The 16,098-nt window shown below is 60.6% G+C and carries 15 protein-coding genes; 5 read left to right on the forward strand and 10 right to left on the reverse strand.

Annotated features, from left to right (window positions below):
• Window positions 1-555: 555 nt before the first annotated feature.
• From HYT87_15405 to HYT87_15425, 5 genes are all read right to left on the reverse strand, one after another.
• Entirely contained in the window at window positions 556-1,254 is a 699-nt protein-coding gene (locus HYT87_15405; protein ID MBI2061125.1) for an OmpA family protein, read from the reverse strand.
• 81 nt (window positions 1,255-1,335) lie between these two features.
• Window positions 1,336-2,184: a MotA/TolQ/ExbB proton channel family protein gene (locus HYT87_15410; GenBank protein ID MBI2061126.1), complete on the reverse strand. Its 849-nt coding sequence runs from the start codon at window positions 2,182-2,184 to the stop codon at window positions 1,336-1,338.
• 247 nt (window positions 2,185-2,431) lie between these two features.
• The gene (acnA, locus tag HYT87_15415) at window positions 2,432-5,413 is read right to left on the reverse strand and encodes an aconitate hydratase AcnA (GenBank protein MBI2061127.1); all 2,982 of its coding nucleotides are present in this window, start codon (window positions 5,411-5,413) and stop codon (window positions 2,432-2,434) included.
• A 60-nt stretch (window positions 5,414-5,473) separates the two neighbouring features.
• Window positions 5,474-6,571 carry a chemotaxis protein CheX gene (locus HYT87_15420; GenBank protein ID MBI2061128.1) on the reverse strand — a complete coding sequence of 366 codons (1,098 nt, stop codon included), beginning with the start codon at window positions 6,569-6,571 and terminating at the stop codon, window positions 5,474-5,476.
• A gap of 14 nt (window positions 6,572-6,585) precedes the next feature.
• Window positions 6,586-6,972, reverse strand: coding sequence for a response regulator (locus HYT87_15425; GenBank protein ID MBI2061129.1), 387 nt, complete (start codon window positions 6,970-6,972; stop codon window positions 6,586-6,588).
• 357 nt (window positions 6,973-7,329) lie between these two features.
• On the opposite strand from HYT87_15425, the gene rplU reads away from it, so the two are divergent.
• Both rplU and rpmA read left to right on the forward strand, forming a co-directional pair.
• Window positions 7,330-7,590, forward strand: a complete 261-nt coding sequence (gene rplU / locus HYT87_15430) for a 50S ribosomal protein L21 (protein ID MBI2061130.1) — start codon at window positions 7,330-7,332, stop codon at window positions 7,588-7,590.
• 9 nt (window positions 7,591-7,599) lie between these two features.
• Complete coding sequence (rpmA, locus tag HYT87_15435) at window positions 7,600-7,869, forward strand: 50S ribosomal protein L27 (GenBank protein MBI2061131.1); 270 nt, start codon at window positions 7,600-7,602, stop codon at window positions 7,867-7,869.
• Window positions 7,870-7,881: 12 nt separating this feature from the next.
• Here rpmA and HYT87_15440 read toward each other — a convergent pair whose 3' ends face one another.
• The gene (locus tag HYT87_15440) at window positions 7,882-8,937 is read right to left on the reverse strand and encodes an MBL fold metallo-hydrolase (protein MBI2061132.1); all 1,056 of its coding nucleotides are present in this window, start codon (window positions 8,935-8,937) and stop codon (window positions 7,882-7,884) included.
• 88 nt (window positions 8,938-9,025) lie between these two features.
• Between HYT87_15440 and HYT87_15445 the strand changes: the two genes are divergently transcribed.
• Genes HYT87_15445 through HYT87_15455 form a run of 3 tightly spaced genes read left to right on the forward strand, consistent with a single transcriptional unit; the run spans window position 9,026 to window position 12,095 of the window.
• Window positions 9,026-9,967: an alpha/beta fold hydrolase gene (locus HYT87_15445; protein MBI2061133.1), complete on the forward strand. Its 942-nt coding sequence runs from the start codon at window positions 9,026-9,028 to the stop codon at window positions 9,965-9,967.
• 38 nt (window positions 9,968-10,005) lie between these two features.
• Window positions 10,006-10,941 (forward strand): AAA family ATPase, encoded by a 936-nt coding sequence (locus tag HYT87_15450; protein ID MBI2061134.1) that lies wholly within the window; start codon window positions 10,006-10,008, stop codon window positions 10,939-10,941.
• Complete coding sequence (locus HYT87_15455) at window positions 10,938-12,095, forward strand: ArsA family ATPase (GenBank protein MBI2061135.1); 1,158 nt, start codon at window positions 10,938-10,940, stop codon at window positions 12,093-12,095. Before HYT87_15450 ends, HYT87_15455 begins: the two co-directional genes overlap by 4 nt.
• Window positions 12,096-12,107: 12 nt before the next feature.
• Here HYT87_15455 and HYT87_15460 read toward each other — a convergent pair whose 3' ends face one another.
• From HYT87_15460 to HYT87_15475, 4 genes are read right to left on the reverse strand one after another with little or no spacing between them, the layout of a single operon-like run.
• Window positions 12,108-12,842, reverse strand: coding sequence for a DUF3365 domain-containing protein (locus HYT87_15460; protein ID MBI2061136.1), 735 nt, complete (start codon window positions 12,840-12,842; stop codon window positions 12,108-12,110).
• Complete coding sequence (gene amt, locus HYT87_15465) at window positions 12,839-14,494, reverse strand: ammonium transporter (GenBank protein ID MBI2061137.1); 1,656 nt, start codon at window positions 14,492-14,494, stop codon at window positions 12,839-12,841. The genes HYT87_15460 and amt overlap by 4 nt, the downstream gene beginning before the upstream one ends.
• A gap of 34 nt (window positions 14,495-14,528) precedes the next feature.
• Window positions 14,529-15,596, reverse strand: coding sequence for a chemotaxis response regulator protein-glutamate methylesterase (locus HYT87_15470; GenBank protein MBI2061138.1), 1,068 nt, complete (start codon window positions 15,594-15,596; stop codon window positions 14,529-14,531).
• The gene (locus tag HYT87_15475) at window positions 15,593-16,096 is read right to left on the reverse strand and encodes a purine-binding chemotaxis protein CheW (GenBank protein MBI2061139.1); all 504 of its coding nucleotides are present in this window, start codon (window positions 16,094-16,096) and stop codon (window positions 15,593-15,595) included. Before HYT87_15475 ends, HYT87_15470 begins: the two co-directional genes overlap by 4 nt.
• Window positions 16,097-16,098: the final 2 nt, after the last annotated feature.

Genomic DNA, 16,098 nt, shown 5'->3' on the forward strand with positions numbered 1-16,098 from the left:
TGGTGAGTGAGCGGACGCGGGCGTAAAGCCCGCGCCTACCAAGATCAAGAAGCGCCGGCCTCGGGTAGCCGCACCCTTTATGGGTGCGTCTTCGGACGCAGGCATAAAGCCCCATGCCACGGAGGGCATGGGACCATGAGATGTCGCCGCGCCCAGGATGGCGCGGCATGTAACATGGCCCGCGCCTACCAAGATTTATTGGCGAGGACAGATCAGTTCTCCGGGGTTCTCCGGGGTTCTCAGATGCTCCCCCATGCCGTACCCTCCGTGCATCACTCCACATGCGTTGACGCATGAGAGTCCTTTAGCCCATTTTACCGCTCGTTGTCAAGTGGTTGTTAATTCCCGTCGCGGCAATCGCGGCGTGAGTCTTCGGCCTTGGACCCTCCTCCTATGGAGACTGGACCTCGATAGCGGCTATCGAGGACTAACCTCGGGACCTGAGCCGGTCTGCCCGGAACCTTGCCGCAGAACATTCAGTAATCCAGGTTGGACGAAGTACCCGCGCGTGGGGCCGAGACCGGCAGGCTTGGGGGAGATCCGAGAGAAGCGGCGTCAGCCGCTCTTCTTCTTACGGAGGATCCAGATTTCGACGCGGCGGTTGCGAGGATCGTCGGGCGTCAGATCCTGGAGTGGATCGTAGTGGGCGCGACCCGACACGGCCATTCTAAAAGGGTCCACGCCCTTGAATTCCATGTAGCGCGCCACCGATGCCGCGCGCGCGGAGGAGAGTTCCCAGTTGGAAGGATAGATCGGGCTGGAGACAGGCTCCGGATCGGTGTGGCCCTCCACGCGAACATCGTTGGTCAACCCACGGAGGAGTTCCGAAATCTTGTTGAGCACCGGCAGCGACTCCGCGCGCAGCCGCGCGCTCGCTGGATCGAAAAACAGAGACTCGTTCAGGATTTGCAGGACAAGGGCCTCCTCGCGGGTTTCGATCTTGACCTCTCCGCGCTTGAGTTCCTGGCTCAGTCGCTCGTAGAAAGCCTCTTCAATCTTCTTGAGCTGATTTATTTCCGGAATGGGATTCGGACGCGAGTGAACCGGCTCTTTCCCGATGATCGTGAACGCCTCCCGCCACTGCTGAAGAAAACTGACCATCCTTGATTCACTCACCTCCGAAACCGAGTACAAGAAAATGAAGAGTGCAAGAAGGAGCGTGATCATGTCCGCGTAGGTGAGGAGCCATCGGAGCCCCCCGCCCGCGTCGTGGCCTCCCCCTCCCCCTTCGCCGTGACCGCCTTTCTTTCTCATGTTCGTATGAGGGTAGCGGAGCCTGAAGGCCCCGCTGCGAGATGAATGGCCCGCAGATTCAGCGTCAAACCGCCGGCAACTCTAGGCCGCTTTCCGCTCTTCACCGGCCGCGGCCGCCGCGCGGCCCTCCTCCTCCCGTTTGAAGGCGAAGAAGGAGTTCACCCGGTCCTGGATGTAGGTGGGGTGCTCGCCCTGCTGAAGCGAGAGGAGCCCTTCCATGGCCACTTCGAGCATGAACCGTTCGTTTTCCGAGCGGGCTTTCAGTTTCCGCTGGATTGGGAGAAAAAGAATGTTTGCGCTGAGAATCCCATAGAACGTGGCGATGAAAGCCGTGGCAATCGCGCCGACGACCTTCGATGCTCCTTCCCCTCCAGCGGCGCCCGCTTCGCTCAACGCAGCGATCAGGCCTACGACGGTGCCGATGATACCCATCGTCGGCGCGTATCCTCCCATGGACCCCCACACCTCCGAGCCGATGTTGTGGCGCTGCTCCATCCGCGAAACATTGTTCTCCAAGACCTCACGGACGAGCTTGGGATCGACGCCGTCAATGATCATACGAAGTCCTTTGTAGATGAAGGCGTTGTCCAATGCGGCGAGGTCCGATTCCAGTTGAAGGATGCCGCCGCGACGCGCGCGTTGAGCCCAGTTGACCAGCGTGTTCGTCAGGTCGTCCTTGTCGATGGAAATCTGCGAGAAAGCCATGAAGAAAAGGCGGGGCACTTGGAGCATGTCCTTCACGGGAAACGAAAGCATCGTCGCCCCGTAGGTGCCGCCGAAAATGATCATGATCGGCGAGATCTTCAGGAAGGCCGATCCAAAGTCAGGATTCATGTGATTGAACTCAATGACAATGGCGCCGACGATCGAGATCATCCCGATGGCCAAGCCGAGCGGAGTGGAAGGTTGGAGTCCCTTGTTGATCCTCATGTACTACATTCCTATTTCGGAAAAAATTGGAAAAACTCTGCTATTTTATCGCGATAGATATCTGAAGTCAACTCGACTCACTCGTGAGTGTGGTGGCTCAGTGAAAAGGTCCTGCCATGACTGCCGCGCACGATTGGAAAAAATCTTCGGAAGGATTTGCTCCTGCCCGATCGGATCCTCGCGTTGAAGAAACCGCCCCCCCCCGTTCCTGGAGCGGAATCAAAGACTCAGCCGGGAAGCAACACCCCTATGCGGCGCAGAGGTGGCGGAGGACGGCTTGGAGGATGCCGCCGTGGCGGTAGTATTCGACTTCGACGCGGGTGTTGAGTCGCGCGATGGCCCGGAACTCAGTGGTCTTCCCCTCCCCCGTTTTCACCCGGACGGTCAACATTTTTCGCGGCTCGATCCCTTCGGAGACGCGGACGATGTCGAAGGTTTCCCGCCCCGTCAGGCCGAGTGATTCCCTCGACTGCCCGCTCTCGAACTGAAGCGGGAGCACGCCCATCCCAACCAGATTGCTCCGGTGGATTCGCTCGTAGCTCTCGGCGATCACGGCGCGCACGCCGAGCAGGCTCGGCCCCTTGGCCGCCCAATCGCGCGAGCTCCCCGATCCGTATTCCTTGCCTGCGAGGATGATCGAGGGCACGCCCTCCTTCCGATACTGCATGGCGGCATCGAAAATGGACATCTGCGCGCCATCCGGCATGTGGACCGTCACGCTTCCTTCGACTCCCGGCAGCAGAAGATTCTTCAGTCGGACGTTCGCAAAAGTGCCGCGCATCATTACGTCGTGGCTGCCGCGGCGGGCGCCATACTGATTGAAATCCTTCGGCGATACTCCGCGCTGGATCAGGTAGCGGCCCGCCGGGCTGTCCTTCCCGATCGAGCCGGCCGGCGAAATATGGTCCGTGGTCACGGAATCGCCCAGCACGGCGAGGACACGCGCCCCCGCGATGTCGGCCAACGCCGGCGGCGTAAGCGTCATGCCCTCGAAAAACGGCGGTGACTGAATGTAGGTCGAACTGGAATCCCACGCGTAGAGATCACTGGCCTCAACCTTGAGCGCGTTCCAACGTCCATCGCCTTCGAAGACCGAGGCGTATCGTGAAGAAAACATCCTTGAGTTGAGCGCGCGGCCCATGACAGCCCGCACGTCGTTGAGTACCGGCCAGATCTCACGGAGGAAGACCGGCTTGCCGTCCAAACCCGTCCCCAACGGCTCTGATTCAAAATCGATGTCCACCCGGCCCGCGAGAGCAAAGGCGACAACGAGCGGAGGCGACGCCAGATAGTTCGCACGGACGTTCGCGTGGATCCGTCCCTCAAAATTCCGATTGCCGCTGAGAACGGCCGCCGCGACGAGGTTCCCTTCTTGAATGCCCCGAACGATCGGTTCGGGCAACGGCCCGCTGTTCCCGATGCAGGTGGTGCAACCGAAGCCCACGAGATGAAAATTGAGCCGTTCGAGTGGTTCGAGGAGTCCCGCCGATTTCAGATAGTCCACCACCACGCGGGAACCGGGAGCAAGGCTTGTCTTGACGTGCTTCGGAACGCGGAGTCCCCTCTCCGACGCCCGTTTCGCAAGCAGGCCCGCGCCCACAAGAACGGCCGGGTTGGACGTATTGGTACAACTCGTGATTGCGGCGATGACGATCGAGCCGTGCCGGAGAGCGGCGGATTGGCCATCGAGTTCGACGTTGACGCATTTCTCCACCACCGCGGGGGCGAGTTCGAATCCGCGCTCTTTCACCGGGGCCGTGAGCACCTCACGGAAGGCTTTCTTGGATTCGCGGAGCGGCACTCGGTCGTGCGGCCGCTTCGGTCCGGCGATGGACGGTTCCACCGCGGCAAGATCCAGCTCCAAGAGATCGGAAAACTCCGGCTCGGGAGCGGACGCCGTCCGAAAAAGCCCCTGCTCCTTGCAGTAGGCTTCCACGCGATTCACCATGTCCTTCGGGCGGCCCGTTAGCGTCAAATACTCAAGTGTTTCTTGATCGACAGGGAAGAAGCCGACGGTGGCGCCGTATTCCGGACACATGTTCGAGATCGTCGCGCGGTCCGCGAGGCTCAGGGAATCGAGGCCGGAGCCGCAAAACTCGACGAACTTCTCCACCACGCCGCGTTTCCGGAGCATTTGGGTGACGGTGAGGACGAGGTCCGTTGCCGTTGCCCCCGGAGAAAGGCGCCCCGTGAGTCTGAACCCGACTACGGGCGGAACGGGCATATTGAACGGCTGACCCAGCATGGCGGCCTCCGCCTCGATTCCGCCGACGCCCCAGCCGACCACGCCGAGTCCGTTGATCATCGTCGTGTGCGAGTCGGTTCCCACGAGCGTGTCGGGAAAAGCCATGCTTACGCCGTTCACCTCCCGCGCGGTCACGACCGAGGCAAGGTGCTCCAGATTGACCTGGTGGACGATGCCGGTTTCAGGCGGCACCACGCGGAAGTTCTTGAACGCCTTCTGCCCCCACTTGAGAAAAGTGTAGCGTTCGCGGTTCCGTTCGTATTCGAGGTCTGCGTTTCGCGCAAATGAATCGGGGGAGCCGAAGGCATCGACTTGCACGGAGTGGTCGATCACAAGGTCCACCGGAAACAGCGGGTTGATCTTTTTCGGATCGGATCCGAGCCGCTTCGCCGTGTCCCGCATGGCGGCCAGATCCACCACCACGGGCACGCCGGTGAAATCCTGGAGAATCACGCGGGCCGGCAGGAATGGGATGTCTCCCTCGGGAACCGATCGGGGGTTCCATTTCAGCAGCGTCTCAATATGGGATTTTTCCACGACCCGCCCGTCTTCATTTCGCAATAGATTCTCCAGCAGAATCCGGATCGAATACGGCAAACGGGAGATGGAGACGCCGCTTCGCTTCTCCAAGTCAACCAAGCGGAAGATCGTGAAGGCTTCTCCGCCGACTTTCAGAGCGCCACGGACGCCGAATCCGTCCTTGGGCAGGGGCTCACCCCCACCCGCCACGGAACCCGCCTTGGACTCGGCGGGCAGGTCGGCGGGTAGGCCCGCACCCTCCCCCGTCGAGGGGGAGGGAAAAGAAGGCTGGCGCTGCTTCCCTTTTGTCCCTTCCCCCCTTGAGGGGGAAGGTGAGGATGGGGGGTGCTGGACGGACACCCTCTTCCTATGAGCCGCGGCCCGGCGGGTTTTCCCACGAGATTGGGGGGAACGACGTGACCGGGACTTTGAAGTGGAACGACTCGAAGCTTTCTTGCGTTTCATTGTGCGGATTGTGAGGACACTGTCGCCACCGTTACAACGGCGACGGTCAAACTTTTCCGACTATCTTCGCTTGCCCTTCTTCGCTGCCCGCCGCCCGGCCTTCTTCGACCTGCGAACCGGTTTTCGGGCTTTCCGAGCCGGCTTCCTCGACGCTTTCTTTCGCGCCTTGACCTTGGGCCTGGGCTTCGCCGATTTCTTCTTCGGCTTCGCCTTCGGTTTGGCCTTCGGTCGGGATCTTGGCTTCGCAGCAGATGTCTCCCGAGCCGCCGGTTTGGGGGCGGCTGCGGCCTTGGAGGATGCAAGGAGGACGGCGCAGGACACCTCTCCGGAGGTTACCGCCAGAGGGCAGTACCAAGCCGTCTCCCCCTGCTCGGCCGTGATTCCATCTCCACGCGACTCGCTGAGAACCTCGGGGGGCTCGATGTCCACTTCCTTCCCCATCTGGGCCATTCGGGCGGCGACGTTTCCGCACACCACATTCATGAACTCTTTCACCGCATCCAGCGTCAACTCCGGCGACAGCTCGCTCGCCGGTTTTTCCAGCATGGCCGAGGCAATCTCCTGAATCTTGTCATCCGAAAGCGAAAGGACAAAGGTTCCGCCGAGGCCGCCGTTGAACTTGACGCCGAAGGTGGCGAGTCCGTGGCCGATTCTTCCCTCCGTTCTGGCGACGGTCTCCGCCTTCACGAGCACATTCGCCACGCGGCGCAGCAGCTTCGCCACGAGATCGATGTACACGTCGTACTGCCGGTGGTAGGGCACGTCCGATGGGAAGAACTCGCGGTCGGCCACATACTCCCTCTGGGATTCGTCGAATTCTCTGAGCTCCCGATCCAAAACGTCTCTCGTGAGCGCGCCCTGTTCAATCAAGAGTTCCCCGAGGAACCGGTGGTCGTTTCTCTGGACGGTGAGAAGCTCATCCACCTGGGCGCGCGAGAGATAACCCAGTTCGACGGCAATTTCGCCGAAAAGCTTGTCCTTCCGTTTCTGCTCCTCGTGGATGAAATGGGCCTGCTCTTTGGTCAAGTAGCCCTTGCGAACCGAGTAGTCGCCGATGCGGAGGTTATATCGCTGCTGCTCGGAGACGGCCTTCACGAGACCTTCGCGGGTGACGAGATTCCTGTGCAGAAGATGCTGACCGAAAAACTTCACTCCCAAGTTGCCTTTCGTAGCTATAGCTCCTTGACGGTCTTGAGGATCTCCTCGCCGCGGAAGGGTTTCGAGATCACGCCTTTCGCGCCGAGCTGGAGGGCCTGGAGGGCTTTGTTGCCCACGGCCCCCACCGATGAAATCATGACGACGCGGGCGTTTTTGTCCGCATCGAGAATCATCTTGAGCGCCTTGAGACCATCGAGAACCGGCATGACGATGTCCAAGAGTACCGCGTCCGGTTGGTGCGCCTTGTACATCTTGAGCCCCTCCGCCCCATTCGGGGCATGACCGACCACGTCGAATGTACCGTCGTCATCGAAGATTTTCTTGAGTTGGGTGAAAACGGACACACTGTCGTCAATGATGAGAACGCGCTTCTTTGCGGCTGCGGCTGGGGCTTCTTCCATTATTGATGCCGTAACTTATACCACAGGTGCCGATTGTCAAGTCAATTGCGGCTCAAGCAACGTCAGCAATTTGATTTCAAGGTTTGCCCCTTTACACGGCCACCGGTTTCCACTATCCTACCGCGCCATGACCCCACCACCCGCAACCGGCTCGCCTGGAGAGCCGAAGAGCTCTAAGCTCGACTTTTGCCATTTTTCCATGCTGTGTGAACATCACTTCACGGGGGAAGGCCATTTCCACGCCGTGAATTTTGAGACAGGAGCCGTTCTCCGGTCTCGTTTCAAAATTCATCGCTCAGAATCTCGCTCGGACGGGAAGGTATCTTCAGCCACCGCTCAAGCGATTCGTAGGGGAGCATCTTCAGATGCTCCCTCTTGTCGGGAGGGTCTGAAGACCCTCCCCTACTTGCTCCCTCTTGTCGGGAGGGTCTGAAGACCCTGGAAGGAAATCAGGCGCAGCTCGGCGGGTCCGCCAAGGTGGTCGCTGAGATCGTCGCGCAGGGCAAATCGAAGAAGGTTGTCGTTTTCAAGAAACGTCGCCGCAAGCGCTATCGCCGGTTCCGCGGTCACCGGCAACCGTTCACCACGCTCCTCATCAAGGACATTCAAGTCCAGTAGTCCTAGGCTATGGGAAGAAAGAAAGCGGGCAGCACAGGCGGTCATAACCGGAACAGTCCCGGTCGCCGCTTGGGAGTCAAGCGATTTGACGGTCAGGTCGTTCGGGCGGGAAACATCCTCGTCCGCCAGCGGGGCACTCGAATTCATCCTGGCTTGAATGTGGGACTCGGCCGCGATCACACGATTTTCGCCCTGATTGATGGCGTGGTGAAGTTCTCCCTGACCACCGCCGGACGACAGAAAGTCAGCGTCCTCCCGGCCGCCCAGCCCGCAGCCTGATCGGCCCTGGTCCTACGCGTGCCCCGCGCGTCGGACGTAGATCGGCAGATCCGTCAACTCCGACCGCCTTCGATATTGCAGATGTCCTTTGAAGTACGACTCGACCGCCACCCCTCTCTCTTTCAGGAGATCCAAGTGCCCCACCAGCCAGGAAAAGGTACTGAAATCGAGAGGGCCGTGTGATAGCCCATTCAGACCCGCGTGGACTTCGTGAGGGGACACGGCCATATGGGTCAATCGCGCCGCGATCGCGTTGGATTCCCGTTCCAGTTCACTGAGGACCGTTTCCACGCGCTCCTTGGATTTCTCCACCACTTTCCCATGACCGGGAAGGATCAGGGAGGGCGAAAGGTAGTAAACCTTCTTGAGTGACCGCCAGTATTGGGGGAAGGACCGATATCGGTGCCCATCCGGATCGAACATGACGGCGGCCACCGGGCGGGCTGCCCCCTGCAAGTGGTCTCCGGAGAACATGACATCCGCTTCATAACTGAAGAAGCAGGAGTGCCCGGGGGTGTGCCCCGGAGTCCGCACGACTTCCAGCGAGAAATCTTCGAATTCGATCATGTCGCCGTCGTCGAAACCGATGTCCACCACAAAGGGCGATGCCTGCCGGGCCTTCCTCGCCAGTCCCCGCAAGATGCGCTTCCGAGGCTCCGAGGGAAACCGACATTGCCGCATCAGGCGCGCGAGGCGAACAAGGCCCCGTTTCAAGGGAGCGGGATGGGTCTTGTATAATTCCATGTCGCCCCGATAGGCGCAAACCTGCGCGTCGGATAGATCCTTGATCCGCCGGGCCAGTCCGAAATGGTTGATGTGCGCATGCGTTAGGAGAACGCGCCGGACATCCTGGAGGGTGTACCCCAAGTTCTTGACTCCCCGGTCCAGCACCTCAAATGCTTCGTCCTGATCCGGGCCGGTATCCACCAAGGTAAGTTGCTCGTCCTCGATCAGGTAGACGTTCATGGAAAACCTTCGGTCCTTCCTCTGCGGATAGAGGGGCAGACGGATCAAATGAATCCGAGCGAGAATTCCTTCCCGAGTCCCACGGCCGGTTCCGAGTGTCATAGGCTCAAATTGTAGCAGAGGGCCTGCGCGGCGACCATTGGATCTGGCGCGCATTGACATCAAATATCGATTTCCCTATCGTAACCGGATGTTGCATTTTCTCTACAACCTCCTGATCTTCATTTTCGTCCTGAGTTTTATCTTTGTGTTCCTGACGTATTTCATTTTCCTCTACGAATGGGGCAATGCCACCCCCGAGGAGCGCAAGGAGGTAGAGCCCCTGGCCATCGGTCTGGCCTTTATCAAGGAGGTCTTTTACACCTACGTGCAGGCCCTGGGCCTTCCCCTCGGATATCTCCATTGGGAGAATCTTCTCAGCGTGAGCGCGCCCCGCAACTCTGTACCCTTTGTATTCGTCCACGGCTACATGCAAACCCCCTCCGTGTTCCTCTACATGCGATATCGGATGAAAAAGCGGGGTTGGGGGAAGACGTTCGTGGTCCACCTGAGACCCCGCACCGCACCCGTCGAGATTCTTGCCGAAGTCATCATGCGCAAGGTCGAGGAGGTCAAACGCATCACCGGCCAACCCCGCGTGGTTCTCGTCGCACACAGTCTCGGAGGATTGGCGGCGATGTACTACATTGAAAAACTGGGAGGCAGAGGCTCGGTGCACCGGGCCGTCCTCATCGGTACTCCGTTCCAAGGAACGAAGCTCTCGATCCTGGGGCTCGGGGCGAATGCGCGACAGATGCGATACAAGAATGCGTTTCTTTCCTCCCTTTTCGAGCCCAACATGCAGACCGGCGTTCCGGTGCTGGCGTGCCAGATCATCCCGGACAATCTGATCATTCCCAACCATTCGGCGTTACCCCCGTTCATGGCCAAGACCACGGTTGTTCGAGCCATGGGCCATCTGGGGTGCCTTTTTTCGGAGGAGCTCCTGGATGAGATCCTCAAGTTCTCCGACCCCCAGGATGGGGGAAGTGCCGCGAGTAGACAGGAGTCTGGAGCGGCCGAGGCGGAAACCTCACCGGCCCCTTCCATCGGAGCAAGCGCCGAACCCAAAGGACAGGAGTCCGCGGCGTAGCCGCCTCGTTCTCACCCGGGGCCCCGACAGATATCCCCATGACCCGCCTGTTCCACAAGAAACTGGTCATCGTTACCGGCAAGGGCGGCGTAGGCAAGAGCACCACCTCCGCAGCGTTGGCCGTACTGGCTCGGCGGAAGAAGAAACGACCCCTCGTCCTCGAGCTGACCGAGTTTGAAGCCATGCCCACCCTTTTCGGTTCCAAGAGAGGGCGAGCGAACGGCGATCTCGTCGCCGACGGGATCCGTTCGATGAGAATCATACTCGAAGAGGCGATCCCCGAGTATCTCACTTTGAAGCTCAAGATCCGCGCCGTCAGCGACATGCTCTACAAGAATCCGGTGGTCAAGTATTTCACGAAGACCGCGCCGGGATTTCAGGAACTCGTGGTCACAGGAAAGATCTGGTACATGGCGCAGGAGATGGCCAAGAACGGAAAGCGCCATCCCTACGACTTCATCATCTTCGACGCCCCTTCGACGGGCCACTGTCTTCAGATGTTGAAGGTTCCCCGGGTCGTTTCCCAAATGGTCCGCGTCGGGCCGATCGTCGAGGAAACGGAAGCGATGCACGATTTCTACCATGATCCTGACCGTTCAGGCATTCTTTTGGTTACACTCCTCCAGGAAATGCCGATCAATGAGGCCACGCAGATGGCGGCCTCGTTGAGGGACGATCAGGATTTGGGCATCGAATCGCTCGTCATCAACGAAGTATTCCAGGTCGACAAGGACGTGCTCGACGAGAAGGCCCGCGCGGCGTGCCCGGAGGGCGCCTCGGAAGAAGCTTGGGCTGCACTTGAAAAGGCCCGCCAGGATCTCGAAATGCTCCACGACGCTCAGGAGATTTATCGCGAGCGGCTGAAGGAGGAGGTCAAGGCACCCCAGGTCGAACTGCCGCTGCTCCTCAAGTCGCCGTTGGCCACCGAAGACATCGAAATCATGGCCGATGCCCTGGAGGAGAAATTCGAGTGACCTTCCTCGACAAACTCATCCGGCAGAAAGAGGTCATCATTTTCGGGGGTGGCGGCGGCGTGGGCAAAACGACCCTGGCCGCGGCCGTGGCGCTTCACGCCGCCGTGGAAGGACGGAAAACGCTGGTCATGACGATTGACCCGGCGAAGCGCCTGGCCGATTCCCTCGGCGTTCGCTCGCTCGGAAACGAAGAACGCGAAGTATCCCTCGATGAACTTTCCAAGAACGGCACGAAGCCCAAAGGCCAACTCTTCGCCCTCATGCTCGACCCCAAGAAGACGTTCGACGACATGGTCCGCAAGTTCGCTCCACGCCAGGAGGTGGTCGACCGGATTTTTGGAAACCGTTTATACCAGCAGATTACCACCACACTCGCGGGTATGTATGAGTATACGGCCATCGAAAAGCTCTACGAATTGCATCAGGCCCGAGAGTACGACCTCATCGTGGTGGACACGCCGCCCACCAAGCATGCGCTCGAATTCCTCGAAGCGCCCAACCGGCTCGTCGAATTCTTCCAGAGCGGCGTCGTTCGATGGTTTCTCCGCCCCTACGTCAGCATCGGCAAACTCGGATTCAAGCTCGTGGAGCGGGGCGCCGACCTGCTCTTCAAGATCTTCGAAGGCATCACGGGATTCAGCATCGTACGCGACGTTTCGGAATTCTTCATGGCCCTCGAAGACATTTGGGAGGGCCTCGCCTTCCGGGCCAAGGAATCCCGGGAGCAGTTGGAGCAGGATTCTACCGCGTTCGTCCTGGTGTCCTCCCCCCATCAGCAGAACGTGAAGGAGGTCCTTTTCTATCACGAGAAACTCCGCGAGGCCCGAATCCCGTTCGGCGGCTTCGTGGTGAATCGATTCCACTTCCCGTATCTCCCGAAAAAGGACAGGAGAAGTCTTTTGGACGATACGGAGAGGGCCATCGAAGAGCATTTGAGCAAGTCCTCCCAGCCCAAATACCGAAGGCTACTGGAAAACCTCCGGGCGATTGAAGACCTGTCAGACTACGATCAGCGCGGCGTGGACCTGATTCGCGAGGAAGTCGCCAAATCCCCCATCGTCTGTGTCCCGGCGCTTCCCACGGACGTCTACTCCCTCCCCACCCTCCACCGCCTCGCCACTCACCTCTTCGGCAACAACGGCAAGGACGCCTGACGGCGTCGGGGACTATTCAAGGGGAAGGGCAATGCTGAAGCCGGAGCCGCCGGCACCGGGCTTCTGACCACACAGCTTGGTCTTGCTGATCGGCTCGATCGAGCCCTTCGGATCGCCATGGCAGGTGAGGCACACCGGTAGGAAGTATTCGGGCTGAATGAGCCTGAGCGACCTCTTTCCGCGAAATGTTGTGATCTCGGAGTACGGCTCCCCTTTCGGGAGTTCCTCCTTCCTGAACCGCATGAGGATCTTCTCTTCCCAATCATCGGGATCGTTCACCGGGTTGTGGATGATTTCCCGGATGGACGTCAGCTTGGCGTACGCCCCCGGCATCTTGGCCGTGAATTTCGCCGAGGTTTGGCGCGCAAAGACCACGGGCAGGAAACCCTTGTAGGACTTCCCCTTTTCGTTGATGAGATGTTGCGCCTCACGGACCACCTCGTTCATGGACTCCCACAACAGTTTCACCACAGGCGGCATGGCCGCATCGCTCGGATCGATACTAAACAGCCTTTTCGAGCGCTCGATCGTTTTTTGCGCAAACACATCGGCCGTGAATCCCTTGTCGCCCAGATTCGGTTCATTGATGAGTCCCTGGTTTTCCGCAAGAACCTGTCGGGCGGCCGTCATGACCTGAGCCAGGAGGGTCGCCTCGTATTTCTCCTTGGCCGCCCGCTCCGCCGCCCCGGAAGGGCCCGAAGCCAGGATGAACAGACCGACCATAGCTGCGCTGACGAGTTTCTTCACGTTAGCCTCCTTGATTTTGTCGGACCCACCTGCGGTGGCCCTGCCTTTGAAGGATCGGGCAGCTCCTGCCTCGGTGCCTGTCCGGAACCGGCCGTGCCCTCGGAAGACGGCCTGCCCGAAGACCGAGCTGCCGTGCCGACGGTCGGTCCCCCCGCGATCGGTCCATCGCGGCGTGCAAAGGGTGGCGCATGGATCAGGCTCGCGGGCGGCTTCGGCGGAGGATATTTGAACCGTGAGGGGGCACTCCCCGCGCCGGGATTCGATGCCGCGGTTGCGGCCACGGCAGAAGGGCCCACCACGGGTCGGGAGGGCTGGGGCATCGCGGCCTGGGCGGTCACGGGCGCACCCGCAAGCACGAAATCGGGATACGCCTTCGCTCCATGTTCATGCACGTCGAGGCCGTCGATCTCTTCCGCCTCGCTGACTCGAAGACCGAAGAGCGCCTTGATCGCCGCAAAAAGCGCGAAGCCCCCGGCCACGCACACCAGGAAAACGGAAATTGATCCCAGCAACTGCACGCCCATGAACCGCCATGCAGCGACGTCTTGAAAATGGTACGCGACGCCCTGCTTCACGTGGAACACCCCCGTCAACACCGTGCCGAGAACCCCGCACACGGCGTGTACGGAGACGGCCCCCACCGGGTCGTCGATGCGAAGTGAATCGAGCGCCACGACGGCGTGCACCACCACGATTCCCGCGGTGAGCCCGATGCAGATACTCCCGGCCGGGCTGACGAAATAGCAGCCGGCCGTGATGGCCACGAGACCGCCCAGCGTTCCGTTAAGTGCCATGCCGATGTCCGGCTTTCCGAACTTGAGCCAGGAGGTGATCAAGGCCGCCACGGCGCCCATCGCCGCCGCCAGGTTGGTCGTCACCGCCGTGTTGGAGATCCCGTCCCAGTCCAGCCCCATCGTGCTGCCGGGGTTGAAACCGAACCAGCCAAGCCAGAGAATGAACGTCCCCAAGGATGCCAGCGGCATGGAGTGGCCCGGGATCGGATGGACTTTTCCGTCGCGCCCGTATTTGCCAATCCTCGGCCCGAGCATGATGGCTCCGCAGAGGCCGAACCACCCGCCCACCGAGTGGACCACGGTCGATCCTGCAAAGTCGACCATGCCGAGTTTCGCCAGCCATCCTCCTCCCCAGATCCAGTGGCCGATGACCGGATAGACCACACCGCTGATGATGAGGCTGTAGATCAAGTAGGCCCTAAAGGTGATGCGCTCCGCCACCGCCCCCGAGACGATGGTGGCCGCCGTCCCCGCAAAAACGAGCTGGAAAAACCATGCGCACAGTGTCGGGACGCTCGTCCAAGCCAGGGCCGGGTAGAGATCCCCCGTATCGGCTTTCGCGAAAAATCCGGTCCATCCCAGGAAGTCGTTTCCCGCGCCGAACATGAAGGCGAAGCCGACGGCCCAGAACGCCAGCGAGCTGATGCAGAAATCGAGGAGGTTCTTCATCATGAGGTTCACCGAGTTCTTCGCCCGGCAATAACCGCTCTCCACCATGGCGAAACCCGCCTGCATCCAGAACACGAGCATGGCCGTGATCATGGTCCACGCCGTATCCGCCATCAGCTTGTGTTCGCTGACCGATTCACCGTTGATCTTGCCGTCGAGGGCCCACGCGATGCCGGGCATAAGGATCATGAGCACGAGAACCGGGAAGGATCGAAATCTCACTTCACTCTCCTTTCGCCGCGCCGATTCCCGTATGGAACCAGGCGATGAGGGCCGACGCCAGGTCGTCCACCGGCACAATCCGGTCGACGCAACCCAGCAACACGGCCGATTGGGGCATGCTGTAAATGACAGACGTCTTTTCATCCTGGACCATCGTGCGACCCCCTCGACCCTTGATCGCCCGAAGGCCTTCCGCCCCGTCGTGTCCCATCCCCGTGAGGAGAACGCCCGCCGCGTGAGAGCCGAAAGCTTCGGAGACCGATTTCAGCGTCACATCGATGCAGGGTCGATAAGGATACAGGTCAACGTTTCCGTTGAGCCGAACCCGGCCGTCCGGTGCTACGGTGAGATTGGAGTTCCCTGGAACCAGCAGGGCGGCCGCGGCCTCCAGGTTGTCCCCATCTTGGGCCTCCCGAACACGGATGCGCGAGATTCGGTCCAAGCGCTGCGACAGAGGCCCGGTGAATTCCGGAGGCATGTGCTGGACGATGATCGTCGCCGCCGGAAAATGTTCGGGCAGACGGGGGATCAGCGCCTCCAAGGCCGAGGGCCCCCCCGTTGAGGCGCCGATCACCACGACGCACAGACCTTTCCCATTCAGACGAGCGGGGCCCGCAAGGGCGGCGGATGGCCGCCCGCCGATCGGCCCGGGCCGCGGCGTGGTCCCCCGCACGGCCCGGACCTTGTCCACCAATTCCTTCACCGTGCGGGTGAGATCGACGGATACCTCGCCGGACGGCTTCGACACAAAATCGACCGCTCCGGCCGCCAGTGCCTCAAGCGTTTCGGAGGCCCCTTCCCGCGTGTAGGCGCTCAACATGATGACCGGCGTCGGCCGGCGGTCCATGATCCTTCGCACCGCGGCGATACCGTCCATCACCGGCATCCGCACATCCATGACCACAACGTCCGGGCGGATTTGAAGAACCTTCTCGACGGCATCCTCGCCGTTCCGGGCCGCGTCCACGACCTCGATATCACCGTACTGGGCGATCTCTCGCTGGAGGGCGAGCCGCATGAAGTGGGAATCGTCCACGAGCAGGGTTCGAATTCTATCGGATGCCGTCACGAGGACTCCTCCTTTCCGTTGGCAGGCAGTAGGCTGGCGGCGCGGAGGATCATGATCAGGCGACCGTCCATCCGTGCCACCGCCTCCAGGAAGCTCCGGTGGACGCCGATCAGCTCGGCAGGAACTTCCGAGAGGGACGGCTTGGGGACTCGGATGACGCGGCTTAATGCATCCACGATGCAGCCGACCGTTCGTTTCCCACCGCCCCCTGCCGACGGAGATTCCACAAAAATAATGCGGGACTTCGGACCTGGCGAATCGGCACCCATCCCGAAAAGTGCGCGGAGGCTGACCACCGGAATCACTTCGCCCCGCACATCCACCATGCCGACCACCGCCTCGGGCGCGTGGGGGACCTGGGTGACGGCCTGCATCTTGTCCACCTCCCGAACGTCCTGAATCGGGAAAGCAAAGTCTTCATCCCGGACCCGAAATCCGACGAGCTGAATCATTTCCAAACCCGGCTGTGCCTGCGCTTTTTCCCGGTTTCGTCGCCTCATGA

Source organism: Nitrospirota bacterium (assembly GCA_016180645.1).
Classification (GTDB): domain Bacteria; phylum JACPQY01; class JACPQY01; order JACPQY01; family JACPQY01; genus JACPAV01.

What these genes read in the sequence shown, in the direction of transcription:
- HYT87_15405 (MBI2061125.1), bottom strand. Translation starts at nt 1,254, where the DNA reads ATGAGAAAGAAAGGCGGTCACGGCGAAGGGGGAGGGGGAGGCCACGAC.
- HYT87_15410 (MBI2061126.1), bottom strand. Translation starts at nt 2,184, where the DNA reads ATGAGGATCAACAAGGGACTCCAACCTTCCACTCCGCTCGGCTTGGCC.
- acnA (MBI2061127.1), bottom strand. Translation starts at nt 5,413, where the DNA reads ATGAAACGCAAGAAAGCTTCGAGTCGTTCCACTTCAAAGTCCCGGTCA.
- HYT87_15425 (MBI2061129.1), bottom strand. Translation starts at nt 6,972, where the DNA reads ATGGAAGAAGCCCCAGCCGCAGCCGCAAAGAAGCGCGTTCTCATCATT.
- rpmA (MBI2061131.1), top strand. Translation starts at nt 7,600, where the DNA reads ATGGGAAGAAAGAAAGCGGGCAGCACAGGCGGTCATAACCGGAACAGT.
- HYT87_15440 (MBI2061132.1), bottom strand. Translation starts at nt 8,937, where the DNA reads ATGACACTCGGAACCGGCCGTGGGACTCGGGAAGGAATTCTCGCTCGG.
- HYT87_15445 (MBI2061133.1), top strand. Translation starts at nt 9,026, where the DNA reads ATGTTGCATTTTCTCTACAACCTCCTGATCTTCATTTTCGTCCTGAGT.
- HYT87_15450 (MBI2061134.1), top strand. Translation starts at nt 10,006, where the DNA reads ATGACCCGCCTGTTCCACAAGAAACTGGTCATCGTTACCGGCAAGGGC.
- amt (MBI2061137.1), bottom strand. Translation starts at nt 14,494, where the DNA reads ATGATCCTTATGCCCGGCATCGCGTGGGCCCTCGACGGCAAGATCAAC.
- HYT87_15475 (MBI2061139.1), bottom strand. Translation starts at nt 16,096, where the DNA reads ATGAGGCGACGAAACCGGGAAAAAGCGCAGGCACAGCCGGGTTTGGAA.